Origin of the sequence: Roseibium sp. SCP15 (assembly GCF_040329435.1) — a bacterium.
In the GTDB taxonomy this organism is placed as follows: Bacteria; Pseudomonadota; Alphaproteobacteria; order Rhizobiales; family Stappiaceae; genus Roseibium.
In genome coordinates, this window is the sequence record NZ_JBDZYI010000003.1 from 518,124 (window position 1) to 543,025 (window position 24,902).

Sequence of the window (24,902 nt, forward strand, 5' to 3'; positions counted from 1 at the left end):
CATACATAGCGTCCGAACACGGCCGTTTCCAGTACATGGGATCCGGCTTCTCTTTCGGGACGAGAGCGATATGAACTGCAATATACCGCTTTCACGCATCAAGGCAAACCTAATGGTTGCCACTTCCCTTCCATCGAAAAAACGCTAAGCTTGCACCGGATACCACCTACGTTCAGACCAAGCGCGCATTCTCGCTTCGGCCACCCGTGCCCCTGCTTTTTCGTTCCCGTCTGGTCCAGGAAACAACATGGATATGTCACCTAAAGAGCCAGCGCCCGACAAGGCGTCTGCTGCGACCGATTCCTCTTCCGGTTTCGGTTTCAGCAAGAAGCTGGCGGCAAGAACCGCCCACTTGCCCGCCAACACGATAGGGGCTCTCTGGATCCTGCTCGCTGCTTTCCTGTTCTCCATCATGGTGACGCTTATCAAGTTCCTGGGACAGGATCTCAGCGTGTTTCAGATTCTCGTGGTGCGTCAGGCGGTCATGCTGGTTATCGTTGCCCCGAATATCCTGAGCAGTCTTCCCCATTCATTGGCGACCAAACGGCCCGGCCTCCAGCTGACCCGAATTCTGTTCGCCACAACCGCAATGCTCTGCGGGTTTACGGCCGTCATCGAGCTGCCGCTTGCTGATGCGACCGCGATCAGCTTCTCAAAAACCTTTTTCATAACAATTTTTGCCATCTGGCTGCTGGGAGAAACAGTCGGCGTACATCGCTGGGGCGCGACAATTGTCGGCTTCCTGGGCGTCCTGCTCATGCTGCGCCCGGACGGTGAAGCGCTGATAGACCCTTACGCGCTGCTTGCGATTGCCAGTGCCGCCTGCGCCGGGATGGTGATGATTGTCGTGCGCATCCTGACCCGCACCGACCCGCCGGTCACGATCCTGACCTATCAGGCTTTCGGTGTCGGGTTGATCATGCTGATCCCGGCCATCCTCACCTGGCAAGCACCAACTCTGGAACAATGGGGATTATTGGTCCTGATCGGTATCATTTCCTGGGCCGGTCAGCTTTCGAACATCAAGGCCTTCAAATCAGGCGAGGCAACCGCAATTGCCTCGCTTGACTACACAAGACTGCTTTACGCCACGATCTTCGGCGCGCTGGTTTTCGGCCATTGGCCCAGGTTGGAGACGCTTGCAGGCGCCATCGTGGTGATAGCGGCCTCGCTCTACACCGTTCACCGCGAAGCCAAGCGTGGCCGTGAGCTGGCCCGCGCCGCAGACGGGCGCGGTTACTCAAATTGACGGAACCTGCCTTCGCAAGGACGACAAGCGCAGTTGTCTGAGGAACAGCTTCTAAGCGCTCTTGGCTTGCGCCGCCCGTTTCTGGGCCTCTTCCTCAACCAGTTCTTTCTTGGAAAGCTTGCCGACCATGGTCTTCGGCAGCTCATCCCGGAACTCGAATTCCCTCGGCATTTCAATGGTCGACAAGTGATCCTTCAAGAAGGTCTGCATGTCTTCCGCAGAGCTGGAATAGCCTTCCTTCAACTTGATGAAGGCTTTCGGCGACTGGCCGCGATACTCGTCCGGAATTGCAATGACGATCGTCTCGTCAACCGCCTCGTTCTGATAGATCGCCTCTTCGATCACGCGCGGATAGACGTTGTAGCCCGAACACAGGATCAGATCCTTGATCCGGTCAACGAGATAAATGAATCCGTCTTCGTCCTGATAACCGACGTCTCCGGTATGCAAATAGCCTTCGGGCGTGATTGAATCCGCGGTGGCATCATCACGTTTCCAGTACCCCTTCATCACCTGGGGACCATGCAGCAGCAGCTCGCCCTTCTCACCAGGTGCAACGTCAGTCTTTCTGTCTTCGATGCTGACGAAGCGGGATTTTGTTCCCGGAACGAGGCGGCCAATGGACCCGGCACGACGGTTTTCGTCCAGAGGATTGACGGCGGCGACCGGTGAAGACTCTGTCAGGCCATATCCTTCCACCAGAATGCACCCGGTCAGCTTCTCGAAGCTTTCCTTGACCTCGACCGGCAGCGGCGCACCGCCCGAAAGGCAAAGGTTGATGCTGGACAGGTCGTATTTCGCCGTCATCGGCGAATTGTTGATGGCGGTGTAGATGGTCGGCACACCGGGGAACAGCGTCACCTTCTTGCGGGTGATTGCATCCAGCAGAGCCTTGAGTTCGAAACGCGGCTGCAACACCATTTCAGCGCCCAGGATGATGGACAGGTTCTGCGCCACCGTCATCGCAAAGACATGGAAGAACGGCAGCACGCACAGCATTTTTTCTTCGCCCGCCCGCGCCTTTTCGAAGACGCAGCGCATCTGCTCGATGTTGGCGGAAAGGTTCTTGTGCGTCAGCATGGCGCCCTTGGGAACCCCGGTCGTTCCACCGGTGTATTGCAGAACGGCGATCGCGTTGTCCGGATCGATTTCAACCGGCTTCGGCCTGTCGCCACTCGTCAGCAGGCTGTCGAAGCGAATATGCGCATCATCATGCGGTATGTCCGCGATTTCCTTGCGCTTGAAGAGGCTGAACAGGACTTTCTTGATTGTCGGCAGACAGAAGGTCATCGGACAAACGATGATCTTGTCCAGGATCTTCTCTTTCCGGACATCCTCGACCTTGTCGTAGATGACCTTCAGGTCCATCGTGACCATGATGCGTACATCCGCATCGCGGGCCTGGAATGCGATCTCCCGTTCGACATACAGCGGATTGAAATTGGCCACCGTGCCGCCGATCTTCAGGATCGCGAAGTAGAAGACGGTATAAAACGGGGTGTTGGGCAGGCACAGCCCGACATGAACACCCGGACCGACACCCATTGCCTGAAGCCCCGCTGCGGTCTTGTCGACCAGCTCGCCCAACTCCGAATAGGTCCAGACTTTGCCCATGAAGTCGGCAGCCGGGCGGTCACCGAATTGTGCAACAGTGGTTTCGAGATACTCGTGTACGGGGCGGGGCTCAAAGGCCGCGCTCCACTCCTCCGCAGTCGTCATAACGTTCTCCAACGCATATTTATCGCTTCGAATACCCGGTCCGCCAAATTCCCGAATTGTCCGGAAGACCCAACGCAATCTCCTGACATTCTCCCCCTCCTGGCTCGGACTGCGATCAAAGCGTCACCTCTTTGGGTCTCTTCTGACATGACGCAACCTTCCGTTCACGTCAACTCGCGACGTAACGACACCTCTTCATTTTTTTGCAGATGCGAAACATAAGAAATAGATAAGTTTGCCGGCAAGCTTAGCAATACCCACGGTAAATCAAAAACTTAACCTGGCGCATCAATGCTCCGGGCCTGTTACCTTTTTGGCCATGCCCAGCGAGGAGGTTCTGCGCCGTCCACAACGGTTTCACCCAGTTCCTTTCGCAGTTCGAAGCGCAGACAGCCGGATTGCTCCGCCAGAAATGCAACCAGATCATCAGCATGGGACACAACAATCACTTGTGTCTTTTCCGCCGCCTTGCAGATCAACCTTGCAAGAGGTTCCAGCAACGCCGGGTGCAGGCTGGTCTCGGGCTCGTTCAGGACGATCAAAGGCGCAGGACGCGGCGACAGAAGCGCGGCAGTCAGCAGCAGAAATCGCAAGGTGCCATCGGAAAGTTCGCTAGCTCTCAGTGGCCGCAACAATCCTTTTTGCTGCATCAGAAGCTCGAAGTAACCGTCATTCACCGTGATCTCGATGCTCGCGCCCGGAAAGGCGTCATCGATGGTTTCGGCAAGTGCCGCTTCATCACCGATCTCGAGGATGGTCTGAAATGCGGCGGCCAGATCGCCACCATCCGCGCTCAAAACGGGAGTTCTTGTGCCGATTTTCGGATAGCGAGCAGGCGCGTCCCTGTCGGTCCTGAGATGGTCGTAGAACCGCCATGCCCTCATGCGCTCACGCATGACAAGCAGCTCAAGCCCGTCCTTGGGATCTGCCGCATGTGTCATCATGCTGTCGAAACGGGCGAGATTCTGAACCACTGGCATGCGCTGTCCCTGGCCGTTCAGAACTCTGACTGTCGGACCGTTACGCCCTGCAATTTCATTGGATCGCGACAAGGCCTCGCCTGCCCAAAGCGCTTCAACCTTGATCTCGGGATCCATGGAAAAGAACGATCGTCCGGCATCAGCAGGAAGTCCCAGATCGATCGCATAGCCATAGTCCTCGTCGGCAAAGCCAAGCTTCAGGCTGATCACGTTCTTGCGCACGGTTCCCTGAACAGGCACTTCGCCGCGTTTCATGGATCGTGAAAAGGCTTCAGGCCCGGCCCACAAGGTCGACAGCAATCCCCCTTCTGCTGCCAGCGATGCGATTGCCTGCCCTTGTGCAACCTCGGCAAGCAGTCGAATGGACCGGTAAAGGCTCGACTTACCGCTGCCATTGGCACCAGTCACCAGTGTAATCCGGTCGAGCGGCAGCACGATGTCGCGAAGGGACCGATAGCCGGAAACAGCCAGGGTGAGAATCATGAACTCAAACCATCCTGAAGTTGGAGCTTTTCGCGTTTATCGCGCATAATGATTTTCTTCGTCGAAACGAAGGAATTGGGCTCATGCTGAATCCAAGGGAAGCGGCAGAAGACAGTCACGCATTAAATCTTGCAATCCTCTTCATTGCATCCGTTGCCGTGCTCATTTCTGTATATTTTCACCACGATACTGCCTTGAAGTATTGGCTGCTGAATGGATTTGGAAAGACAGTTCCCGGAACCATTCTGAGCGTGGAGAGCAGTCGCGAAAGCTTCTCCGACATACAGAAGGTCACGCGCCAAAATCGCAGGAACTCACTCAAAAACCTTGATGCGCTCATCTCTGGAAGTACAGTTCTTGTTGAGTTCAAACCCGAGAAATCGCAGCTTCAGATCCTTTCCTTCAAAATGCCCATCGGCTTCTCGGGACGGCAGGACACAAATACGCTCGATATCACGTATCTCCCCGTTAACCCCCGCATAGCTTACCCCGCTGACCACCTGATCAATTTCGCCCTCGACAGCAAAATCATGTTCTGGTCACTCGTTGCAGGCCTGATCATCATTTGGCTTGGACTGGAGACGATCCAGAAGTGGATTGGATTTCGCAGGCGGATGAGAAGATATTAGCCTGCCTGCAACAACTCAATCCACAACCAAACGTAAAGCTTATACAATTCAAGATTGAAAATCGACATAAGTTCGAGAAGTACCGATAGCGCCATCATCAGGCTTGCGGAGCTGCTACTTTATCGTGCATAAGGTCGCCACATCTTCTTTTTGGCGAGAAAACAATGATTCACCCCAAGCAAGAGGCTGAAGACAGCCTTGCGCTAAATCTTGCGATACTTTTCTTCATCGCGTGCGCAGTGCTGATTTCCATCTACTTTCACCATGACAGCGGCTTTAAATATATCCTACTGAAAAACTTCGGAGAAACAGTACCCGGAACTGTGACAAGCGTGAAAGCGAACGGTCAAGATTGGACGGAAGACCACGAGAAGATCAAGGAGAGCCCACGCAACACGCTTAAGAATATTAGTGATTGGACTGGAGGCTTTCTGGTTGAGGTCAAGATCGTTCCTGCCAATTCTTCACAGCGTACTTTGTTGTTTCTCCTCCCATACGCCCCTGGAACGAGCGAGAGCAACGACCAGATTCCAGTCACATACCTTCCTCTCAATCCGAACATCGCATACCCAACGGATTATCTTCCAAACCTGTCGCTCGATGGAACAATCATGTACTGGACACTCGCGATCGGTCTTGTTGTGCTCCTGCTTGCTGCCCGCGGTATCCGCAAATGGGCAAGTTTCAGGGAGAAAATACGCCGGTACTGACGCGCTACAGAAGCCCGTCACTGACAGGTTGTCCTGACGATCTTTGCCACGTTCCGGAGGCTGTCAGGAACCCTGATCCACCAACTCGAACTTGTTGACATCGAAGACACCAAAATCGGTGATCTTCAGGTGAGGAATGACCGGCAGCGGCAAAAAGGCGACCTGAAGGAACGGCTCATCCAGTGTACAGCCAAGGTCCTTGGCCGATGCCCGCAAATCTTCCAGCTCTTCCTTCACGGTTTCGAACGGTTCCAGGCTCATCAGGCCAGCGAGCGGCAGAGCCAGCTCGGCCTTGACCCCGTTCTCGTCCGCGACGGCAAACCCTCCCTTCATGGCAATTACCCTGTTGACCGCGTGCGCCATGGCGTCTTCGTCAGCCCCGACCACACAAATGTTGTGGCTGTCGTGACCGACCGACGAAGCAATGGCGCCTCTTTTCATGCCGAAACCGTTGACGAAACCAAGACCGATATTGCCGGTGCCTTTGTGGCGCTCCACAACAGCCACCTTGAGGACGTCCTGATCCAGATCGACCAGCGTCTTTCCTCCTGCAACCGGCAGGGTTTTCTTCAGGTGCTCCGTAATGATTTTCCCTGGAACAACGCCAATGACATCCGCTTCGCTGTTGCGTGCCGGGATAGCAAACTTGTCAGCAGAAACCGGTGCGACTTTCACACTGTCCAGCCCGACCGGTTCAATGATGGTCCGTTGCGAATACGCCGCATCGTCGGCGACCACACCACCGGAGATGACTTGGCTGACACGGCAGTCGTCAAAATCGCTCAGCAAGGCAATGTCGGCCCGTTTGCCCGGGGCAATAACACCCCGGTCCTTCAATCCGAATGCATTGGCCGCCGACCAGCTGGCCGCGCGATAGGCGTCGAGCGGACGGATACCCTTTGCAATCAGGCGCCGGATCATACTGTCCAGATGCCCCTCTTCCGCAATGTCCAGCGGGTTCCGATCATCCGTACAAAGAGCGATGAACGCAGAAACATCAGGCGTCAGAATCGGCGCCAATGCTTCAAGGTCTTTCGAAACGGACCCCTCCCGCATCAGGATCGTCATGCCTTTGGAGAGTTTCTCCAGCGCTTCTTCGGCCGTCGTTGCTTCGTGGTCTGTGCGAATGCCAGCGGCAAGGTAACCGTTCAGACCAAGTCCGGACAGCAGCGGCGCGTGCCCGTCAATGTGCCCGTCCTGGAAGGCGGCCAGTTTGGCGAGCACATTTGCATCCCGCGCCAGCACGCCCGGGAAGTTCATGAACTCCGCCAATCCAATGACTTTCGGATGATCGCGGAAAGGCAGCAGGTCTTCGATCTCCAGACAGGCACCGGCAGTTTCAAAGGCCGTTGCCGGTACGCAGGAGGACAGATTGACCCTCAGATCCATCACCGTTTCCAGAGAACTGTCGAGAAAATACCGTATCCCTTGTGCGCCAAGGACGTTGGCAATTTCATGCGGATCACAAATGGCCGTCGTTACCCCGTGAGGCAGCACACAGCGGTCAAACTCGAATGGCGTCACCAGCGAGCTTTCGACATGCAGATGTGTGTCGATGAAACCGGGAACCGCCGTGAGACCTGCTCCGTCAATCGTCCTGTCGCCGGCGTAACTATCGAGAGTACCAACGATCCGGTCTCCCACGATCGCGATATCGGTTTCCACCGTCGATCCGTCGATGACGCTGAAAAGACGAACATTTTTTATCACGAGATCCGCAGGGATATCTCCGGCGCCAGCCGCGATTGCCCGCGCCAGAAAGGACTCATCATGTTTTACCGGCATTCGTCTTCTCTCCGATTCTTGTTTTGCCAACGACAATACGGAACTTGCCGCTGCTATCAAACCTTTCCCCGCCGGGGCCAGTCGAGTGCAAGGCCTGAAACGTTCTCGGCAGAAGAATGGGGCGCCAGTTGTTGCAGTTCGGTGAAGCACCTGCCTGAACGGCATCCTGCCTTGGAAATTTTCGTGCCGGTTATCGTTTTTTCCCAGCAACTTACCGCAGCACGATGCCGGATTTTCGCGCTGCAATAGCAATTTCCGATTGACAGAGAGAGCCTGCGAGCGAATAATTTCATCAAAATTAATTATTATGAAGCCGTCAGAGACAATGACGGACGAATCCCGGAGGAGCGAGGAAAGTGGAGGAGACTCGCAAAAGCGGACGCGGATCGAATTCCGCGCAACTGCGGCGTTATAACGAGCGCATTGTTCTGCAGATCCTGCGGCGGGCCGGCGAAGCTTCGAAGGCGGAACTGGCGCGGGCGGTACAGCTGACCAATGCCGCCATCGGCGCCATCATCCAGGACCTCATCGAAGGCGGTTTCATCTACGAGGCCGGTAAGCGTCACGACGGCAGCAGGGGACAACCGGCCACCATCCTGCGGCTCGCTCCGCGCGGAGCTTTTTCATTCGGCGTCAGGCTCGATCGGACGAATTTGGAAACGGTCCTTATGGACTTCTCCGGACAGATTATTGAACGGCGTCTTCACGACCTTATTCTTCCCCCACCTGAACGCGCTCTTGAAATTCTGGCCAACGATCTTGCGGAGTTGCGTGGAGAGCTGAAACCGGACGAGCAGGACCGCATCACGGGCATCGGTCTTGCCCAGCCGTTCAACCTGGGAGCCTGGTTGCACGAACTCGGCCTGCCGGAAGCCGACTTTGCAAAGTGGGAAGACTACGACCTTGCAAGCGCACTGCAGGAGGCAACAGGATTGCCGGTCTTCAGCGAAAACGATGGAACGGCAGCAGCGGTAGCCGAGCTCTTTTACGGGCTTGGACGTCAGAACGACAATTTCCTTTATCTCTTTCTTGGTCCGGCGATTGGTGGCGGCCTTGTCCTGAAAGGTGACGTGGTGCGCGGTGTTTCGGGCAATGCGGCCGATGTCGCCATGATGCCCGTTCCCCCAAGCAGTCTTTCAACTGCACCGGAGGCACGACACACATGGGATCTTCTGCTGACACGTGCTTCGCTGGTTGCCCTTGCCCGCCATATGGCACCGGATGGTTTCGAGAAACTGAAGCGGAAGGACCTCCAGGACGCGGCCGAGCGCGGCGACCGGCAGTTTCTTGAATGGATGACCGACTGCGCTGAGGCGCTCGCTCTCGCTCTTCGCTCCGCCTACGCGATGCTGGATATGCCTCTCGTGATCATCGACGGCGATCTGGCAAGCCCGTTTCCTGAAGAATTCCGCAAGGCTTTGATTTCAGCAGTGGAAGCAGCGGCTCCGGAAAAACGGCAATCACCGGATATCGACATAGGCAGTTTTGGCCAGGACGCCGGTGCAATCGGCGCGGCCAGCTTGCCTCAGTTTTTCAACTTCTCTCCGAGAGCAGTAATCCTCACGGGAGGAAAAGACGCGGGACCCGCTGGTGCCGGCAGGAATGAAGACAATGCCGGTTTTCCAGCACGTGCAGCACGGTTGGGGTCACATCTGGCCACACCCAACCGTCCCGATTGATATAGGCCAGGGAGGAACTACGATTATGATCCGCAAATTACTCGCGACAGCATCCGTACTCGCAGCCATGGCTGCCGCCCCTGCGGCTGCAGCTGATATTTCAGCCTGCCTGATCACCAAGACAGACACCAACCCGTTCTTCGTGAAAATGAAGGAAGGCGCGACCGCAAAGGCAAATGAGCTCGGCATCGAGCTGAAATCCTTTGCCGGCAAGATCGACGGCGACCACGAAACTCAGGTCGCTGCGATTGAAACCTGCATTGCCGATGGTGCCAAGGGCATCTTGCTGACGGCCTCCGACACGTCTTCCATTGTTCCCGCAGTCCAGCAAGCGCGTGATGCCGGTATTCTTGTCATCGCGCTTGATACGCCGCTGAACCCGATCGATGCAGCGGACGCGACGTTTGCGACCGATAACTTCAAGGCCGGAGAGCTGATCGGCCAATGGGCGGCGGCCAGCCTTGGTGATGCAGCCGGAGACGCCAAGATCGCCTTGCTTGACCTGGCAATCAGCCAGCCGACAGTTGGCGTCTTGCGTGACCAGGGCTTCCTGCAGGGCTTCGGCATCGAGCTCGGCGACCCGAACAAATGGGGCGACGAAACCGATCCGCGCATCGTTGGTCACGACGTGACCCAGGGCAACGAGGAAGGCGGCCGCCGCGCCATGGAAAACCTTCTTGCCAAGGACCCGATGGTCAATGTCGTCTACACGATCAACGAACCGTCCGCCGCTGGAGCCTATGAGGCGCTGAAGTCCATCGGCCGCGAAAACGATGTGCTCATCGTCTCCGTCGACGGTGGCTGCCCAGGCGTTCAGAACGTCAAGGATGGTGTGATCGGCGCGACGTCACAGCAATACCCGTTGCTGATGGCATCACTCGGCATCGAGGCGATCAAGACCTGGGCGGACAGCGGCGCGAAGCCGGAGCCGACCCCGGGCAAGGACTTCTTTGACACTGGTGTTGCACTTGTGACTGACAAGCCGGTGGACGGAGTTGAATCCATCGACACCGCCAAGGGCAAGGATCTCTGCTGGGGCTAATGCCCAAGCCAAAACGTTGTAAAAGGGGCATGGGCAACCTTGCCCCTTTTTGAAAGGCGCATAGAGGGATACGGGCATGAGCTCAGATACCAAGACGGCAGGCGGACCTGCGGATTACGAATCCGCGGCGGCATCAGGTCCGCAGGCTGTGGCTTCGTTCGATGAACATCATCACGGACTGGGGCACAAAATCCAGCACACACTTCACCAGACACCTTCACTGGTTCCTTTGATCGTCCTGGTGATGTCCATTATTGTCTTCGGCCTGCTGCTCGGTTCGAAGTTCTTCTCCCCCTTTGCACTGACCCTCATCCTGCAACAGGTGCAGATTGTCGGCATCGTTGCCGCCGCTCAAAGCGTCGTCATTCTGACAGCGGGAATTGACCTTTCGGTCGGCGCCATCATGGTGCTGTCCTCGGTGGTTATGGGGCAGTTCACATTCCGTTACGGTCTGCCGGTAGAAATATCGATCCTGTGCGGCCTGATCTGCGGAACGCTATGCGGATACGTCAACGGTTTTCTCGTCGCGGTCGTCAAACTTCCCCCCTTCATCGTCACGCTTGGCATGTGGCAGATCGTGCTTGCGACGAACTTTCTCTATTCGGCCAACGAAACCATTCGCTCCCAGGAAATCGCCAAGGCAGCGCCGCTGCTGCAGCTCTTCGGCAACAAGGTCAATATTGGCGGTGCCATCTTCACCTACGGCGTCATTTTCATGGTGCTGCTGGTTCTGGTGCTTGCGTATGCCCTGCGGCAGACCGCCTGGGGACGGCATGTCTATGCGGTGGGAGACGACCCGGAGGCAGCGCAGCTTTCCGGCGTTCAGGTCAAGAAAACGCTGATATCCGTCTACATGCTCTCAGGCCTGATCTGCGCCTTCGCCGGCTGGGCCATGATCGGTCGGATCGGTTCAGTGTCCCCGACCTCCGGCCAGCTCGCCAACATCGAATCCATCACCGCCGTGGTGATTGGCGGCATTTCGCTGTTCGGTGGCCGTGGCTCCATTCTCGGCAGTCTGTTCGGGGCACTGATCGTCGGTGTCTTCACTCTCGGGCTGCGTTTGCTGGGCGCCGATGCTCAATGGACCTACCTGCTCATCGGCCTTCTCATCATCGCGGCTGTTGCAGTCGATCAATGGATCAGAAAGGTATCAGTCTAATGGAACCTGTTCTGCAAGCACGCAACCTGGTCAAACGCTATGGCCGCGTTGTCGCCATGGACCATGCCCACTTCGAGCTCTATCCGGGTGAGATCCTGGCGGTGATCGGCGACAATGGCGCAGGAAAGTCGACCCTCATCAAAGCTCTCAGCGGAGCTGTTCAACCTGACGAGGGTGAAATTCTGCTGGATGGCAAGCCGGTGCATTTTTATTCGCCGATCGATGCCCGCGAAGCTGGTATCGAAACGGTATATCAGACACTGGCCATGTCCCCTGCCCTGTCGATCACCGACAACATGTTCATGGGTCGGGAACTGCGCAAGCCGGGTTTTCGCGGCAAGTGGTTGCGCCAGCTGGACCGCAAGAAGATGGAAGAGATCGCGCGCAACAAGCTGAGCGAACTCGGTCTTCTCACCATTCAGAACATCAACCAGGCAGTGGAAACGCTATCCGGTGGCCAACGCCAGGGCGTTGCCGTCGCACGGGCTGCGGCCTTCGGATCCAAGGTGGTGATCATGGATGAGCCGACCGCCGCGCTCGGGGTCAAGGAAAGCCGAAGGGTTCTGGACCTGATCAAGGACGTGAAGGCGCGCGGCCTGCCCATCGTGCTGATCAGCCACAACATGCCACATGTGTTTGAGGTCGCCGACCGGATCCACATTCACCGGCTGGGACGTCGGGCCTGCGTAATCAAGCCGTCGGACTTTTCCATGTCTGACGCTGTCGCAATCATGACGGGGGCAATGGAACCGCCCGAAAACCTCGCTGCCTGAGCGGTATGAATTCAAGGTTCGGCCAAGCCGGACCTTCCTGCGTCCAAATTGATATATCGGAGACCAGATGTTCCTGATCTGCGGAGAAGCTTTGTTTGACCTCTTCGGTGAAGCAAGCAACGGTGACAGCCTTTCCTTCGATGCCCGCATTGGTGGCTCTCCCCTCAACGTCGCGATGGGCCTTGCCCGCCTTGGTGAGGATGCCGGCTTTTTCGGCGGCATCTCAAAAGACATGCTGGGCGAAAAGCTTGTTCAAAAGTTTCGCAAGGAGGGCGTGTCCGAACGGTTCATCCTGAGAACCGATTACCTGACCACTCTCAGCCTCGTGCAAAAGGACGACCACGGCCACCCGGCCTACACGTTCTACGGAACCGAAGCTGCAGACAGGATGGTAACCGTTGAAGACCTGCCTGAATTTTCCGAACCGCCATTTTTTATCCATGTCGGTTCCTACACCGCGCTTGTCGACCCGATTGCAGCGGCCTTGAAAACACTTGTTGCGCGGGAGAAGAAACACACGCTGATTTCCTTCGACCCCAACATCCGCCCGACAGTCGTTCCCGACATGTCCTTGTGGCGAACCAACACCGAGGCGCTCGTTCCTCATACGGATGTCATCAAAGTGAGCGATGAAGACCTTGCCCTTATCGCACCTGGCGAACCTTTCCAGGACATAGCGCGAGACTGGCTGAAACTGGGCGCTGGTCTGGTCATCGTGACCAGGGGCGCAGACGGTGCATCCGCCTATGCACCAGGCATTGAGGTTCATGGCGAGGGTGTGAAAGTCGAGGTTGAAGATACGGTCGGTGCCGGCGACACTTTTCAGGCCGCGTTGCTGGCCGGTCTACGCCAGCTTGGCGTGACGGGCAGAAAAGAGCTTGATAGTCTTGACGAAAACCGAATGAGCCGTCTTCTTGAATTTGCCGTCAGGGCTGCGGCGATCACCTGTTCGCGTCGTGGCGCAGATCTGCCATACAGGCAGGAACTGGAAAAAGAATGGTCAGCATTGAAATGAGGGGCTGACAAAGGAATTAAATCGATTTAAAACGCCGTCGAAACCGATCAAGGCATCGGCGATCCGTTGGGCAGACATGCTGTTTGGAAGGGATTTGTTTATGGCGGTACGCGTCATTGAAGTTGAAGAATTCGATCTGGTTGTGTTCGGCGCATCCGGAGATCTCGCCCATCGCAAGCTTCTGCCGGCGCTATATCATCGGGCGGCTGATGGCCAAATGCCTGAAAGTGCACGCATCATCTGCAGTGCGCGACGGGATTATTCCGACGACGACTACCGCGACTACGCCCGCAAGGCACTCCAGGAACATGTCAAGGATCTGGAAGACGAAGCTCTCGACCAGTTTCTCAAACGCATTTGCTACGTGAAGATCGACATTGCCTCTGGTGCTGGTTTTGACTCACTCAAGTCCGTCCTCGAAGAGAGACCGGATGTCACCCGCGCTTTTTATCTGGCGGTCGGGCCGGATCTCTTCGGCACCATTTGCGAAAATCTCGGCAAGATCGGCGTCGTCAACGAACGCTCCCGCGTTGTCATGGAAAAGCCTATCGGCAAGGATGGCACGTCGGCGAGAGCTCTGAACGATACTGTTGGTGCGGTTTTCAGAGAAGATCAGATCTTCCGTATCGATCACTATCTCGGCAAGGAAACGGTGCAGAACCTCATGGCTCTGCGCTTCGCCAATGCCCTGTTTGAGCCGCTCTGGAACGCAGCTCACATCGACCATGTCCAGATTACCGTGGCTGAGTCTCTCGGTGTCGGTGGCCGCGCCGGCTATTACGACACCGCAGGCGCCCTTCGCGATATGGTTCAGAACCATATGCTGCAGCTGCTCTGCCTGGTCGCGATGGAACCGCCGGAGTCGATGAATGCCGACAGCGTGCGGGACGAAAAACTGAAAGTGTTGAAAGCGCTTTCCCCTATCGATGCACAAAACGCGGACAAACTGACCGTGCGCGGCCAATACCGGGCCGGCGCCTCTTCGGGTGGCGCGGTGCCGGGCTATCTGGAAGAGCTTGGCAACAACGAAAGTCGCACGGAGACGTTTGTTGCTCTCAAGGCGGAAATTGCCAACTGGCGTTGGGCCGGGGTTCCGTTCTACCTGCGCACAGGCAAGCGCCTTGCTCAGCGTGTCTCCGAAATCGTTGTTCAGTTCCGACCGATCCCGCACTCGATCTTCGATGTCGAGGCCGGAACCATCACGGCGAACCGCCTGATCATTCGTCTGCAGCCGGATGAAGGTGTGCAAATGCAGGTGATGATCAAGGATCCGGGTCCAGGTGGTATGCGCCTGCGTCAGGTTCCTCTCGACATGAGCTTTGCGGACGCCTTCAAGGTTCGAAATCCCGATGCGTATGAGCGGCTGATCATGGACGTGATCCGTGGCAACCAGACCCTTTTCATGCGCCGGGACGAGGTGGACGCTGCTTGGGCGTGGATCGATCCGATCCTGTCTGCCTGGGCAAACTCCAAGGACACTCCGAAGGGCTACACCGCTGGCACCTGGGGTCCTTCTGCGTCAATCGCTCTGGTAGAACGCGATGGCCGTACCTGGTCGGAAGACGACAGCGACTGAGAAACACTCACAGGGCAGGTCTCTGTGAGTTTTCTGTCATTTAAATCGATTAAATAGTGAAGTGGGGCGAGATCGCCCTATCTGCAAACACACAGCGACCCAGCCAGTTTTGGCGAGGAAAGGACATGAAGGTATGACCATCCAGGATCGTGTCGGCGAAGTCACCGAACGGATTGTCAAACGAAGCCATGACAGCCGTTCTACCTATCTGGAGCGGATCGGCAAAGCAGCGGAAAAGGGACCGCAACGCTCGCGTCTCTCCTGCGGCAACCTTGCCCATGGCTTTGCTGCCTGCGGCCTCTCCGACAAACAGGCTCTCTCTGGCGATGTCGTGCCCAATCTGGGTATCATCACCTCCTACAACGACATGCTTTCCGCTCACCAGCCCTATGAAACCTATCCGGCGCTGATCCGCGATGCTGCTCATGAAGTCGGTGCGGTGGCTCAGGTTGCGGGTGGAGTGCCGGCGATGTGTGACGGTGTCACACAGGGCCAGGAAGGCATGGAGCTGTCGCTCTTTTCCCGCGATGTGATCGCCATGGCTGCCGCCGTGGGTCTGTCGCATCAGATGTTCGACGCGGCAGTCTTTCTCGGAATTTGTGACAAGATCGTTCCGGGCCTTGCCATTGCAGCCCTTTCGTTCGGTCATCTGCCCGCCGTGTTCGTTCCGGCCGGTCCGATGACAACCGGCATTTCCAACGACGAGAAGGCCAAGATCCGTCAGCTCTATGCCGAAGGAAAAGTTGGCCGCGATGCGCTTCTGGAAAGCGAATCCAAGGCCTATCACTCTCCGGGCACCTGCACCTTCTACGGTACGGCCAATTCCAATCAGATGCTGATGGAGATCATGGGCCTGCACATGCCCGGTGCCTCCTTCATCAATCCGGGCACACCGCTGCGCGACGCACTTACCAAAGAGGCTGCAAAGCGCGCACTTGCGATTTCCGCGCTCGGAAATGAATTCACTCCCGCTGGTGAAATCATTGACGAAAAGGCAATCGTGAACGGAGTTGTCGGCCTTCACGCCACTGGTGGGTCCACAAATCACACGATGCACCTTGTCGCCATTGCTGCGGCCGCCGGGATCAAGTTGACCTGGGACGACATATCGGACCTTTCCGACGTGGTGCCGCTGCTTGCTCGCGTCTATCCGAACGGCAAGGCGGATGTGAACCATTTCCAGGCCGCAGGCGGCCTCGCCTTTCTCATTCGCGAACTTCTTGGCGATGGCTATCTCCACCAGGATGTCAAAACGGTCCATGGCACGGACCTTTCCGGCTACACCGTCGAGGCCAAGCTGGATGCGGATGGCAACATCCAGCGTGATGCGGCCCCTGAAATCTCTGGCGATGAAACGGTCCTGGCCCCTGTTTCCAAGGCTTTCCAGCCGACAGGCGGCCTGAAGATGCTGACCGGCAACATGGGCAAGGCAGTGATCAAGATCTCTGCGGTCGCCAAGGAACGTCATGTCATCGAAGCGCCTGCCCGGGTTTTCCACTCGCAGGACGACTTTCTGGCGGCCTTCAACAACAAGGAACTGACCGGCGACGTTGCTGCTGTGGTCCGCTTTCAGGGACCGAAGGCCATAGGCATGCCGGAGCTGCACAAGCTGACCCCCTGCCTTGGTATTTTGCAGGACCGTGGTCTCAAGGTTGCCCTTATAACCGATGGCCGGATGTCCGGCGCATCAGGAAAGGTGCCAGCAGCCATCCACGTTACTCCGGAAGCGGCCAATGGCGGGCCCATCGCCAGAATCAGAGACGGTGATATGATCCGCGTCGATGCGATTACCGGAGAGCTGCAGGTGTTGGTGGACGAGGCTGAATTCAGCGCGCGCCCGCTGGCCGAGGCGGACCTGAGCGAGCATCAGTTCGGCGTTGGCCGCGATCTGTTTGCAGCATTCCGGGCCAATGTCGGCACGCCTGACACCGGTGCACACGTTTTTGGTGCTTGAATTGAGAAAAAGGAATTAGGAGAGTTTCATGGCGCAAGACGTTGAAAAAATTGAAAAGGTGATGTGCGCCGCTCCGGTCATCCCGGTTCTGGTTGTTGAAGATCCGAAGAAGGCCGTACCCATGGCCGAAGCGTTGGTGCGCGGCGGCCTTCCGGCTATTGAGATCACTCTTCGAACCGCTCACGCGCTGGAAGCGATCGATGCCGTGAATGAGCATGTGGAAGGCGCGATTGTCGGCGCCGGCACGGTCTTGAACGGCAGGCAGTACGATGCGGCAGTCTCTGCCGGCGCCCGCTTCATTGTCTCTCCGGGCGCGACCAAAAACCTTCTGGATGCAGCTGACGAGCATGGTGTTCCGTTGTTGCCTGGCGCCGCCACAGCTTCGGAAGTCATGTTTCTTCTGGAACGCGGCTATGAAAGGCTGAAGTTCTTTCCAGCCGAACAGGCCGGTGGAGCCGCATATCTGAAATCCCTGTCTTCACCGCTTGCAGCAGCCAAGTTCTGCCCGACCGGCGGCGTGAGCCTGAACAACGCTGCCGACTATTTGAAACTGCCTAACGTCCTGTGCGTTGGCGGTTCCTGGATTGCAGACGCCAAGGCGATTGCCACTCAGGATTGGGCCGGTATCGAAGAACGTGCCCGTGCCGCAGCAGGCCTGAACGACTAGATATGATCTTGCCTTTGGAAGGCGGTTCGGTCCGGCTTCGCAGAAACTGATATTCAATCTGGAAAACCGGGCGCGGAGCCCGGTTTTTGTCCTCTGAAAATTAAGCGAGATCTTCTATGACGGTTGCGACACTCTCCGCCGCGTCGAGAACCGCCGCTTCTTCGTCTTCTGCCAGCGCAATCGGGTGAACCGTTTCCCAGCCGTCGAGACCGAGCAGCACGGGTGCGGCGACCACACCATGGATGTTCAACCACTCCCCTTCCAGAGCGACTTGAGCGGGATAGATCCGCTGCTCTCCTCTGATCAGATGTGAGGCGATATCGGCAACTGCATGAGCCGTCGCAACTTCTGTGGTGCGGCCGGATGTGTAGTGAATGAAGAAGGGCTTTACCGCCATTCTGAGGTCTGCCGGCAGCGAGCGGACAAATGTGTAGGCTTCCTTCACGTCGCCCTTGCGAACGAACTCGACCAATCGCTCCATCTCGGTCTGAAGTTCCCGGGGATAATCGGACATGGCGCGCTCCGACCGGATCCGCTCTACAAGAGCATCGACAAACTTGTCATCGACCCCCTTCACCTGCAAATGGCTCCAGGTCGGCACCATATGAAGACCGTGCTGTCCAAGCACGTAAGCATGCACCTGCCGACGGCCGATCCCGAGTTCCGATGCAATTTCCCCCCGGAACCGCAACGTGTCCGACCATGCCCCCGCTCCGAGAACACGATGACGGCCCAGCCGTTTTGCGAAGGCATATACGCCCACTTCAATCGGATTGGACTGGACAATGACGATGGGGGACGGTTCCGAGCGACGCGCCAGACTTTCGGCATAAACCGAAAAGAGCCGATAATTCTCCCTTGCAAGAGCTGCCCTGTCGAAAGTTTCGTCCGGATCGGTGGAAACGGTCGCCCCGGCAAGCATCACCACAACGTCCGCATCAATTTGATCCGGATCGGTGATCAGTTCAATGGCGGGAGCGTCATCGACAAAGGCATCCCGCAGATCGGCTCGAAAACCCCAGAGTTCGCTCTCACTGCGTCCTCCGTGGTGTCCGACCAGCTGCAGACGTGCAGAAGGTAACATCACTCGTTCGTCGAGAAGCTGGACAGCAAGTTGCCTGCCACAACTGCCTGTCGCGCCGATGATCGCAAGATCCATGAAGCCGCTCCCTGGTTTACAAGGGTTTGCCGGCCTGCGGTTCGGGGCCCTGCATGGTCGTCTTTCTCAGGCTCTGCCGAATGCCTTCGCAGGCTTTGTCGCTTTCACATCCAATGTCAAAGCATGAGTCCGACTGGCCTGCAGATCAAGCCTCTTTTGCTTCTGTGGGTTAATTGGATGGTCGCGGTTTGAAGCGGCAAAGCTTCTCTGCGACTTGCCAGACAGGATCAACCGGGATTTCCTGGTGTCAGGCTCTCGCGGATGGAAGTTCGAAATCAGACGCCTTCAACTTCCAGATCAATCTGATCGGCGGCATCGCCGTCATCGTCATCTGCACCTTCTTCCAGGGTCCTGTTCCACAAGAGCCGCATTCCGGCGGAAGTCTCGTTTCGCCAGGCAAATTCGGCAACGACGGGTTTGGAAAACTTCTTCATGGTCAGCAACACTTCCTCAGGAAGCGCTGTCAGCCCCTGTGCCTTGACCCTGCAGCCGTTGTTGGCGGCATCCACAATCGTTCCGCTGATTTCCGTGATGCCTTCCAGGTCCGCAATCTTGACCGGAATATTGACGCTGTTGCGTTTTTCACGGCGCTTGTCGGCGACCGTCTTTTCGTTCTTGGCAAACACCACGGCAGCGTCGTTGCCCTTTACCGAAGTGACATGAGCCTTGACCAGCTTGTTGGCGTCACGACCCTTGATGCCGATTGTCTTGTAAAGCGACTTGATGTCGTCGGATGTCAGACGGCAGCCCCACTCGCTCACGTTTGATAGAACCGCATCGATGGCAGAAAGATTGTCGAAATCGATCACCAGAACGTCTTCCTGAACATCCGGTTGATCCTGAAGATGTGAAAATGCGTGTTTTGTGTCTTCCGTGCCCATGACCAAGCTCATTCAAAGCAATATTTTGCCTGCCCAATAGATTGGCGAATTCCGTTCGAAATGCCGTATTTTTAAGCATTTTCTCACAAAACTCCTAATTTCTCCTCAACTCTTCCCTCAGTTGGCTGTCATTCCTCAAGTTAATTCGAATTGGACAAGAGGATGGACAGGCTCAAATGCATCCGGCGGGCAGATTTTTCTCCCCCTCGCAAATATGCTGTGCTATCTGAAGCCCGCGTCCGAAGGGGCGGAATCTGGTAAGTTAAATCGATTTAAGGGGACATTTCATGGCTCTTGAAGCAGCCTTTGTTTCTCTCAGCCAGAAGGCCGAGCAACTGAATTCCACAACGCTCCGAAACCTGTTTGCCGCGGACCCGAACCGGTTCGACAGGTTCACGGCGCGTACGGACGACCTGTTGCTCGATTATTCAAAATCCAGGATCGATGCAGAGGCTCTGGACCAATTGATTGAACTTGCCAAGGCAGCGGATGTCGAAGGCAAACGCGAAGCGATGTTCGCAGGCGAAAAGATCAACACGACCGAGAAGCGTGCCGTTCTTCACACGGCACTGCGCAACCGGTCCGGCGAGCCGGTCCTCGTTGACGGCAAGGATGTCATGCCGGACGTGCTGGCAGTGCTCGATGCCATGGCCGACTTTTCGGAAGCGATCCGGTCTGGAGAATTGACCTCGTCTTCCGGGGTTCCCTTTACGGATGTGGTCAACATCGGCATCGGCGGCTCGGACCTTGGCCCGGTCATGACCACACTTGCACTTGCTCCATATCATGACGGACCTGAGCTTCATTACGTATCCAACGTGGACGGCGCGCATATCGCTGATACTCTGGAAAAACTCGACCCCGAGACGACGCTTTTCATCGTCGCCTCAAAGACCTTCACCACCATCGAGACCATGACCAACGCGCAGACAGCGCGCAAATGGATCGCGGACGCTCTGGGTGAAGAGGCTGTCGGGGATCATTTCGCCGCTGTTTCCACCGCGCTTGATAAAGTAGCGGCCTTTGGCATCGACCAAAGCCGTGTCTTCGGTTTCTGGGATTGGGTTGGCGGTCGCTACTCGATCTGGTCGGCAATCGGCCTTCCCCTGATGATCGCGATTGGCCCAGATGCGTTCAACGATTTTCTGGAGGGAGCTCACGCGCTCGACAATCACTTCAGGATAGCGCCCCTGCAGGAAAATCTGCCGGTGCTGATGGCCCTGATCGGGGTCTGGAATCGTGACGTCTTGGGATACTCTGCCCGTGCCGTGCTGCCCTACGACCAGCGCCTTGCTCGGCTGCCCGCCTATTTGCAGCAGCTCGACATGGAGTCAAACGGCAAGCGCGTCAAACTCGACGGCAGCCAGGTCGATCAGGAAACCGGTCCGCTTGTCTGGGGAGAACCTGGCACAAATGGCCAGCATGCCTTTTACCAACTGCTACACCAGGGCACGACAGTGATACCCTGCGAATTTCTGATCGCAGCAAAGGGCCACGAGGACGATCTCGAGAATCACCATGACCTCCTGATCGCCAATTGCCTTGCACAATCTGAAGCCCTGATGCTCGGCAGGACGCTTGAAGAAGCAAAAGCACTGCTTGCGGCCTCCGGATTGGACCAAGCCGAGGTCGATCGCCTCGCCCCGCACAAGGTTTTCCCCGGTAATCGCCCCTCCCTGACGCTTGCCTATGATCAGTTAACCCCGTACTCCCTCGGCCGGCTGATCGCGCTTTACGAACACCGTGTTTTCGTGGAAGGCGTCATCTGGGGAATCAACTCGTTTGATCAATGGGGTGTTGAGCTTGGCAAGGAGCTGGCAACGGCTTTGCTGCCGATGGTCAAGGGTGAAGCCCCGACTGACGACAAGGACGCTTCCACCAGGGGTTTGCTGGTTGCGCTGACCGGCTGATACCCGCCCTGGCAGCAACACCGGCGGGAGCCTTGTCAAACTCGACGCTTCCGCCATATTTCTGCCCTACAGGCCGCTATCTGTTTCACATCGTTGAAGAACTCTGGACAGGTTTCTTGGTCGACACCGGATGGTTGCGACAATGAGAGATTGCCCCAAAGCGCAATCCGGCTTACCTTCGGTGAGATTTTCAATGTCCAAGAATCCCTATAACGGATTCTGGGTCGAATTATTTTAACGCGCCGTCTCAAACGGCCCGGAAGGGAGATAGCTTTGATGAAGAAGTTTGTATTGCTTGCAGCTGTTGGCATTGCTCTGGCGGGATGCCAGTCCGACAGTCAGCGTGACCGCGCCCTCGTGGGCGGCGGTCTGGGCGCAGCCACCGGCGCGGCAATTGGTGCAGCGGCCACTGGCGATGTTGGCGGCGCACTGGTCGGCGCGGCAATCGGTGGTGCCGGCGGCGCGATTGTCGGCGGAGCGACCACTCCAAAGAACTGTGTTGCCTATGACAGATACGGCAACCCGTACCGGGTCGCTTGCCCGTAAGGCAAATCTGACCGCATAGGCTCGGCACTGAGACCGCTTGGAAGGAAATGATGAAGAAAATTCTTTTGCTTGCCGCTGCAGCTGCTTTTCTGGCTGGCTGCCAATCTGACAGCCAGACTGACCGCGCGCTCGTCGGGGGTGGCCTTGGTGCTGCAACTGGTGCAATTATCGGTGCGGCAGCCGGTAACGGTGCTGGCCCTGCCCTTGCTGGCGCGGCCATTGGCGCAGCTGGTGGTGCGATCGTCGGCGCGGCCACAACACCGAAAAACTGCGTTGCCTATGACCGGTACGGCAACCCTTACCGGGTTGCCTGCCCGTAACATCTTGATCTTGGATAACCTTGCCTTGGTAAGGTTCTGTTAACCATAGATCCCCAACCTTGGCGGAAGGTTCACTTTCGCCAAGGAATTCCGGATGAAACCCATCCTTGCGGCAGCAGCTCTTGGCCTTCTACTCGCCGGCTGCGCCAATACTGAGAGTCAGCGTGACAGAATGCTGATCGGCGCCGGACTGGGTGCCGCAACGGGCGCCACGATTGGCGCGGTCGCAGGATCCACCGTGAACGCCTCAATAGCGGGCGCTGCCCTCGGCGCAATCGGCGGTGGCCTTGTCGGCGTGGTGACCACTCCTCGCAATTGCATTGCCCACGATGAATACGGCACACCCTACAAGGTCCGTTGCCCGTAAGGTGACGCCCCCTCCCCTTTTATCCAACGTTCGGATTTGTCGTCAGATAGAGTGGCAATGCTGCCGCTCCCAGGTGAGGTTTCTTGTCCGCTTCCGCGCGAATGAAGGTCGGGTGAGGGCCAAAGTGATCTTCTCCGAGAGACTTGCTTTCCGACAGTCTCCCGATCAACTCCGAGAAAATCGCATCCGGCAGCCGGCCGCCAAGCACAATCGCATCTGGTGACATTGTCCGGGTAATGACGAGGCTCAGCCATCTGAGCTGTTCTTCAACCCGATCCATCCAGTCCAGGACACACTCGTGCCGAAGATCGTCTTCACCGATCTGCTCAAGATGATCAGCGCCAAGTCCCGCCGCTTTCATGGTCGCCAACAGGTCCGAACCAGAAGGCCGTGGCTTGGACTTGGGAAACAGACCACCGAACTCAGCGGCTGACGCACTCTTTCCCAGGTACAGCGACTGATCGATCACCGCTGCCCCGCCGATACCGTGCGACAGCCAGACGTAGCTGAAATTTCGAATAGTACGGCAACTTCCAAACAAGAGCTCGGCAAGACAGGCACACTTTGCGTCATTCAGCTGATGAACCGGCATATCAAAATACGGTGCAAAGTCCTTGCTGGCATCAATCTCGGGCCACTCGGAAAAGTATTGTGTCTGCCGAACGACACCAGGCTTGCTGGTATGCTGTCCCGGATAGCTTATTCCGCAACCGATGAAGCGGTCCGACTGTAATCCCAGCTGCCTGATCTGCCGGTCAACCGATGCACCTATCCGCTCCATGAGCTGAGAAAAGCCACGGTCGGTAATCGCTGATGTTTCTTCAGAAACAACCTCGCCCAACGCGTTGACGATACAGGTGTAGTACCGCTCCGGATCGATGAACACCCCGACCGACAACAACCCCATGGGGCGCAGCTGAAGGAGTTTGGACGGAAAGCCACGACGACCGGCACGGTTCGGGTCAACCTCTTCAATCACAAGACCGTCATCGAGAAGCTGATTGACGATCCGGGTCACGGTTGATGGCTGTACGTCCAGCAGATCCGCCAACTTCAATCTGGAAACCGGCCCTTGGGAACGAAGCAGCTGGATAAGGCGCCGCGCGCTCGGTTTCTGCAGTGTGTTCAATTCAAGCTCCTGATCTGCTCGCACCCTAATAAATTGCATCCTGCAAATAAACCTTGATTTTTTAATTTGCGCAGCGCAATTTAATAATTACCCAGCGTCTCCGCCGGGCACGACCTTGTGAGGGAGGAACAGATGAACCCGAAAAAAACTTTGCTGAAACTCAGTGTTGCCCTGACTGCATCGCTGTCGGCCACGTTGGCCTTCGCCGAAGGCACAGTGACTGTCTACACCGCTGCACCACAGAATTTTGTCGATGAACTCGTGCCGATGTTTGAGGAGGCATCCGGCACGAAGGTAGAAATCATCAAGGCCGGCTCCGGAGAACTCCTGAACCGCCTGACTGCCGAATCCACCTCCCCTATCGCCGATGTGCTATGGAGCGTCGACGGCACCGTGGTGGACTTCAACCCGGACCTGTTTACGGCCTATGAGTCTCCCGAGCAGGCGTCCGTCAATCCGGACCTGGTGAAAAGCGGACTTTGGTCGCCCTTCACCGCCGTTGTCATGGCATTTGCCGTAAACAAGGACGCTCTGGGCGATACGCCCGTGCCGTCAAGCTGGGCGGATCTGGCCAAACCGGAATATGACGACCTGGTATCATCGGCACGTGCGGACAAGTCCGGTTCGGCCTATATCCAGTTCGCTACGGTTCTGCAGGCCTTCGGTGACGAGAAGGCTGGTTGGGATGTCTACAATGGCATGCTTTCAAACTTCGTCCTGTCCGATAGCTCCGGCGCCGTGCCCCGGTTCGTGAATGATGGCGAGCTGCCAATCGGTATCACGCTCGAGGATGCCGCCCTTCGTTACAAGGAAGGCGGAGGTCCGGTCGAGATCGTCTACCCTGCAGAAGGAACCGCTATTTCACCGGATGCAATTGCACTGGTTGCGGGCGCTCCGAATGCTGACGCGGGCAAGGAGTTCATTGACTTCATCCTGTCGGCTGAAGCGCAAAAAGTCGTTGCCGATCAAGGCCGCCGTCCGGTTCGCACCGATGTCGCCTCCAATGAAAGCCTTGTTCCGTTAAGCGATATCAATGCTGTCGACTACGACTTCCAGTGGGCGGCCAAGGAGCGCAAACGCCTGGTGGAAGCCTGGGGTGAAGCGGTTCTCGACCACCAGTAAGCAAGCGATACGGCCGGGTATCCCGGCCGTTCAACCGACAGCCAATTT

Annotated in this window: 22 protein-coding genes; 16 read left to right on the forward strand and 6 right to left on the reverse strand. The window is 56.8% G+C overall.

Annotated features, from left to right (window positions below):
• The first annotated feature begins 247 nt into the window (after positions 1 to 247).
• Complete coding sequence (locus ABLO27_RS16255) at positions 248 to 1,249, forward strand: DMT family transporter (RefSeq protein WP_353033982.1); 1,002 nt, start codon at positions 248 to 250, stop codon at positions 1,247 to 1,249.
• A gap of 51 nt (positions 1,250 to 1,300) precedes the next feature.
• Here the strand turns inward: ABLO27_RS16255 and ABLO27_RS16260 are convergent, their stop codons facing one another.
• Together ABLO27_RS16260 and ABLO27_RS16265 are read right to left on the reverse strand one after the other, a co-directional pair.
• On the reverse strand, positions 1,301 to 2,968 hold the full coding sequence (locus tag ABLO27_RS16260) for a long-chain-fatty-acid--CoA ligase (protein ID WP_353033983.1): 1,668 nt from the start codon (positions 2,966 to 2,968) through the stop codon (positions 1,301 to 1,303).
• Positions 2,969 to 3,273: 305 nt separating this feature from the next.
• Complete coding sequence (locus tag ABLO27_RS16265) at positions 3,274 to 4,431, reverse strand: AAA family ATPase (RefSeq protein ID WP_353033984.1); 1,158 nt, start codon at positions 4,429 to 4,431, stop codon at positions 3,274 to 3,276.
• A 20-nt stretch (positions 4,432 to 4,451) separates the two neighbouring features.
• Here ABLO27_RS16265 and ABLO27_RS16270 point away from each other — a divergent pair, with 20 nt between their 5' ends.
• Positions 4,452 to 5,060, forward strand: a complete 609-nt coding sequence (locus tag ABLO27_RS16270; protein ID WP_353033985.1) for a hypothetical protein — start codon at positions 4,452 to 4,454, stop codon at positions 5,058 to 5,060.
• Positions 5,061 to 5,224: 164 nt separating this feature from the next.
• Positions 5,225 to 5,770, forward strand: coding sequence for a hypothetical protein (locus tag ABLO27_RS16275; RefSeq protein WP_353033986.1), 546 nt, complete (start codon positions 5,225 to 5,227; stop codon positions 5,768 to 5,770).
• Positions 5,771 to 5,833: 63 nt separating this feature from the next.
• Here the strand turns inward: ABLO27_RS16275 and ade are convergent, their stop codons facing one another.
• On the reverse strand, positions 5,834 to 7,555 hold the full coding sequence (gene ade, locus ABLO27_RS16280) for an adenine deaminase (RefSeq protein WP_353033987.1): 1,722 nt from the start codon (positions 7,553 to 7,555) through the stop codon (positions 5,834 to 5,836).
• A 356-nt stretch (positions 7,556 to 7,911) separates the two neighbouring features.
• Here ade and ABLO27_RS16285 point away from each other — a divergent pair, with 356 nt between their 5' ends.
• From ABLO27_RS16285 to ABLO27_RS16320, 8 genes are all read left to right on the forward strand, one after another.
• The gene (locus tag ABLO27_RS16285) at positions 7,912 to 9,234 is read left to right on the forward strand and encodes an ROK family transcriptional regulator (RefSeq protein WP_353033988.1); all 1,323 of its coding nucleotides are present in this window, start codon (positions 7,912 to 7,914) and stop codon (positions 9,232 to 9,234) included.
• A gap of 25 nt (positions 9,235 to 9,259) precedes the next feature.
• Positions 9,260 to 10,276, forward strand: coding sequence for a sugar ABC transporter substrate-binding protein (locus ABLO27_RS16290; RefSeq protein WP_353033989.1), 1,017 nt, complete (start codon positions 9,260 to 9,262; stop codon positions 10,274 to 10,276).
• Between the two features lie 76 nt (positions 10,277 to 10,352).
• Positions 10,353 to 11,435, forward strand: coding sequence for an ABC transporter permease (locus ABLO27_RS16295; protein WP_353033990.1), 1,083 nt, complete (start codon positions 10,353 to 10,355; stop codon positions 11,433 to 11,435).
• The gene (locus ABLO27_RS16300; RefSeq protein ID WP_353033991.1) at positions 11,411 to 12,208 is read left to right on the forward strand and encodes an ATP-binding cassette domain-containing protein; all 798 of its coding nucleotides are present in this window, start codon (positions 11,411 to 11,413) and stop codon (positions 12,206 to 12,208) included. The genes ABLO27_RS16295 and ABLO27_RS16300 overlap by 25 nt, the downstream gene beginning before the upstream one ends.
• Positions 12,209 to 12,275: 67 nt before the next feature.
• Positions 12,276 to 13,223, forward strand: a complete 948-nt coding sequence (locus tag ABLO27_RS16305) for a carbohydrate kinase family protein (RefSeq protein ID WP_353033992.1) — start codon at positions 12,276 to 12,278, stop codon at positions 13,221 to 13,223.
• Between the two features lie 100 nt (positions 13,224 to 13,323).
• The gene (gene zwf / locus ABLO27_RS16310; RefSeq protein ID WP_353033993.1) at positions 13,324 to 14,799 is read left to right on the forward strand and encodes a glucose-6-phosphate dehydrogenase; all 1,476 of its coding nucleotides are present in this window, start codon (positions 13,324 to 13,326) and stop codon (positions 14,797 to 14,799) included.
• Positions 14,800 to 14,932: 133 nt separating this feature from the next.
• Positions 14,933 to 16,753: a phosphogluconate dehydratase gene (edd, locus tag ABLO27_RS16315; RefSeq protein ID WP_353033994.1), complete on the forward strand. Its 1,821-nt coding sequence runs from the start codon at positions 14,933 to 14,935 to the stop codon at positions 16,751 to 16,753.
• 28 nt (positions 16,754 to 16,781) lie between these two features.
• On the forward strand, positions 16,782 to 17,420 hold the full coding sequence (locus tag ABLO27_RS16320; protein ID WP_353033995.1) for a 2-dehydro-3-deoxy-phosphogluconate aldolase: 639 nt from the start codon (positions 16,782 to 16,784) through the stop codon (positions 17,418 to 17,420).
• 100 nt (positions 17,421 to 17,520) lie between these two features.
• On the opposite strand, the gene ABLO27_RS16325 is transcribed toward ABLO27_RS16320, so the two are convergent.
• Both ABLO27_RS16325 and ABLO27_RS16330 read right to left on the reverse strand, forming a co-directional pair.
• Positions 17,521 to 18,579, reverse strand: a complete 1,059-nt coding sequence (locus ABLO27_RS16325) for a malate dehydrogenase (RefSeq protein WP_353033996.1) — start codon at positions 18,577 to 18,579, stop codon at positions 17,521 to 17,523.
• A gap of 275 nt (positions 18,580 to 18,854) precedes the next feature.
• Positions 18,855 to 19,460 (reverse strand): PilZ domain-containing protein, encoded by a 606-nt coding sequence (locus ABLO27_RS16330; RefSeq protein ID WP_353033997.1) that lies wholly within the window; start codon positions 19,458 to 19,460, stop codon positions 18,855 to 18,857.
• A gap of 287 nt (positions 19,461 to 19,747) precedes the next feature.
• Here ABLO27_RS16330 and pgi point away from each other — a divergent pair, with 287 nt between their 5' ends.
• The 4 genes from pgi to ABLO27_RS16350 all read left to right on the forward strand — a co-directional run bounded on the left by pgi (position 19,748) and on the right by ABLO27_RS16350 (position 22,603).
• Entirely contained in the window at positions 19,748 to 21,370 is a 1,623-nt protein-coding gene (pgi, locus tag ABLO27_RS16335; RefSeq protein WP_353033998.1) for a glucose-6-phosphate isomerase, read from the forward strand.
• A 276-nt stretch (positions 21,371 to 21,646) separates the two neighbouring features.
• Positions 21,647 to 21,916, forward strand: a complete 270-nt coding sequence (locus tag ABLO27_RS16340) for a glycine zipper domain-containing protein (protein ID WP_297581569.1) — start codon at positions 21,647 to 21,649, stop codon at positions 21,914 to 21,916.
• A gap of 50 nt (positions 21,917 to 21,966) precedes the next feature.
• Entirely contained in the window at positions 21,967 to 22,236 is a 270-nt protein-coding gene (locus ABLO27_RS16345) for a lipoprotein (protein ID WP_353035052.1), read from the forward strand.
• Positions 22,237 to 22,330: 94 nt separating this feature from the next.
• Positions 22,331 to 22,603, forward strand: a complete 273-nt coding sequence (locus ABLO27_RS16350; protein ID WP_353033999.1) for a hypothetical protein — start codon at positions 22,331 to 22,333, stop codon at positions 22,601 to 22,603.
• A 19-nt stretch (positions 22,604 to 22,622) separates the two neighbouring features.
• Here the strand turns inward: ABLO27_RS16350 and ABLO27_RS16355 are convergent, their stop codons facing one another.
• Complete coding sequence (locus tag ABLO27_RS16355; protein WP_353034000.1) at positions 22,623 to 23,732, reverse strand: ROK family transcriptional regulator; 1,110 nt, start codon at positions 23,730 to 23,732, stop codon at positions 22,623 to 22,625.
• Positions 23,733 to 23,864: 132 nt separating this feature from the next.
• Between ABLO27_RS16355 and ABLO27_RS16360 the strand changes: the two genes are divergently transcribed.
• Complete coding sequence (locus ABLO27_RS16360) at positions 23,865 to 24,854, forward strand: extracellular solute-binding protein (protein WP_353034001.1); 990 nt, start codon at positions 23,865 to 23,867, stop codon at positions 24,852 to 24,854.
• Positions 24,855 to 24,902 lie beyond the last annotated feature (48 nt).

What these genes read in the sequence shown, in the direction of transcription:
- ABLO27_RS16255 (WP_353033982.1), top strand. Translation starts at nt 248, where the DNA reads ATGGATATGTCACCTAAAGAGCCAGCGCCCGACAAGGCGTCTGCTGCG.
- ABLO27_RS16260 (WP_353033983.1), bottom strand. Translation starts at nt 2,968, where the DNA reads ATGACGACTGCGGAGGAGTGGAGCGCGGCCTTTGAGCCCCGCCCCGTA.
- ABLO27_RS16265 (WP_353033984.1), bottom strand. Translation starts at nt 4,431, where the DNA reads ATGATTCTCACCCTGGCTGTTTCCGGCTATCGGTCCCTTCGCGACATC.
- ABLO27_RS16275 (WP_353033986.1), top strand. Translation starts at nt 5,225, where the DNA reads ATGATTCACCCCAAGCAAGAGGCTGAAGACAGCCTTGCGCTAAATCTT.
- ade (WP_353033987.1), bottom strand. Translation starts at nt 7,555, where the DNA reads ATGCCGGTAAAACATGATGAGTCCTTTCTGGCGCGGGCAATCGCGGCT.
- ABLO27_RS16290 (WP_353033989.1), top strand. Translation starts at nt 9,260, where the DNA reads ATGATCCGCAAATTACTCGCGACAGCATCCGTACTCGCAGCCATGGCT.
- ABLO27_RS16295 (WP_353033990.1), top strand. Translation starts at nt 10,353, where the DNA reads ATGAGCTCAGATACCAAGACGGCAGGCGGACCTGCGGATTACGAATCC.
- ABLO27_RS16300 (WP_353033991.1), top strand. Translation starts at nt 11,411, where the DNA reads ATGGATCAGAAAGGTATCAGTCTAATGGAACCTGTTCTGCAAGCACGC.
- ABLO27_RS16305 (WP_353033992.1), top strand. Translation starts at nt 12,276, where the DNA reads ATGTTCCTGATCTGCGGAGAAGCTTTGTTTGACCTCTTCGGTGAAGCA.
- zwf (WP_353033993.1), top strand. Translation starts at nt 13,324, where the DNA reads ATGGCGGTACGCGTCATTGAAGTTGAAGAATTCGATCTGGTTGTGTTC.
- edd (WP_353033994.1), top strand. Translation starts at nt 14,933, where the DNA reads ATGACCATCCAGGATCGTGTCGGCGAAGTCACCGAACGGATTGTCAAA.
- ABLO27_RS16320 (WP_353033995.1), top strand. Translation starts at nt 16,782, where the DNA reads ATGGCGCAAGACGTTGAAAAAATTGAAAAGGTGATGTGCGCCGCTCCG.
- ABLO27_RS16325 (WP_353033996.1), bottom strand. Translation starts at nt 18,579, where the DNA reads ATGGATCTTGCGATCATCGGCGCGACAGGCAGTTGTGGCAGGCAACTT.
- ABLO27_RS16330 (WP_353033997.1), bottom strand. Translation starts at nt 19,460, where the DNA reads ATGGGCACGGAAGACACAAAACACGCATTTTCACATCTTCAGGATCAA.
- pgi (WP_353033998.1), top strand. Translation starts at nt 19,748, where the DNA reads ATGGCTCTTGAAGCAGCCTTTGTTTCTCTCAGCCAGAAGGCCGAGCAA.
- ABLO27_RS16340 (WP_297581569.1), top strand. Translation starts at nt 21,647, where the DNA reads ATGAAGAAGTTTGTATTGCTTGCAGCTGTTGGCATTGCTCTGGCGGGA.
- ABLO27_RS16345 (WP_353035052.1), top strand. Translation starts at nt 21,967, where the DNA reads ATGAAGAAAATTCTTTTGCTTGCCGCTGCAGCTGCTTTTCTGGCTGGC.
- ABLO27_RS16350 (WP_353033999.1), top strand. Translation starts at nt 22,331, where the DNA reads ATGAAACCCATCCTTGCGGCAGCAGCTCTTGGCCTTCTACTCGCCGGC.
- ABLO27_RS16360 (WP_353034001.1), top strand. Translation starts at nt 23,865, where the DNA reads ATGAACCCGAAAAAAACTTTGCTGAAACTCAGTGTTGCCCTGACTGCA.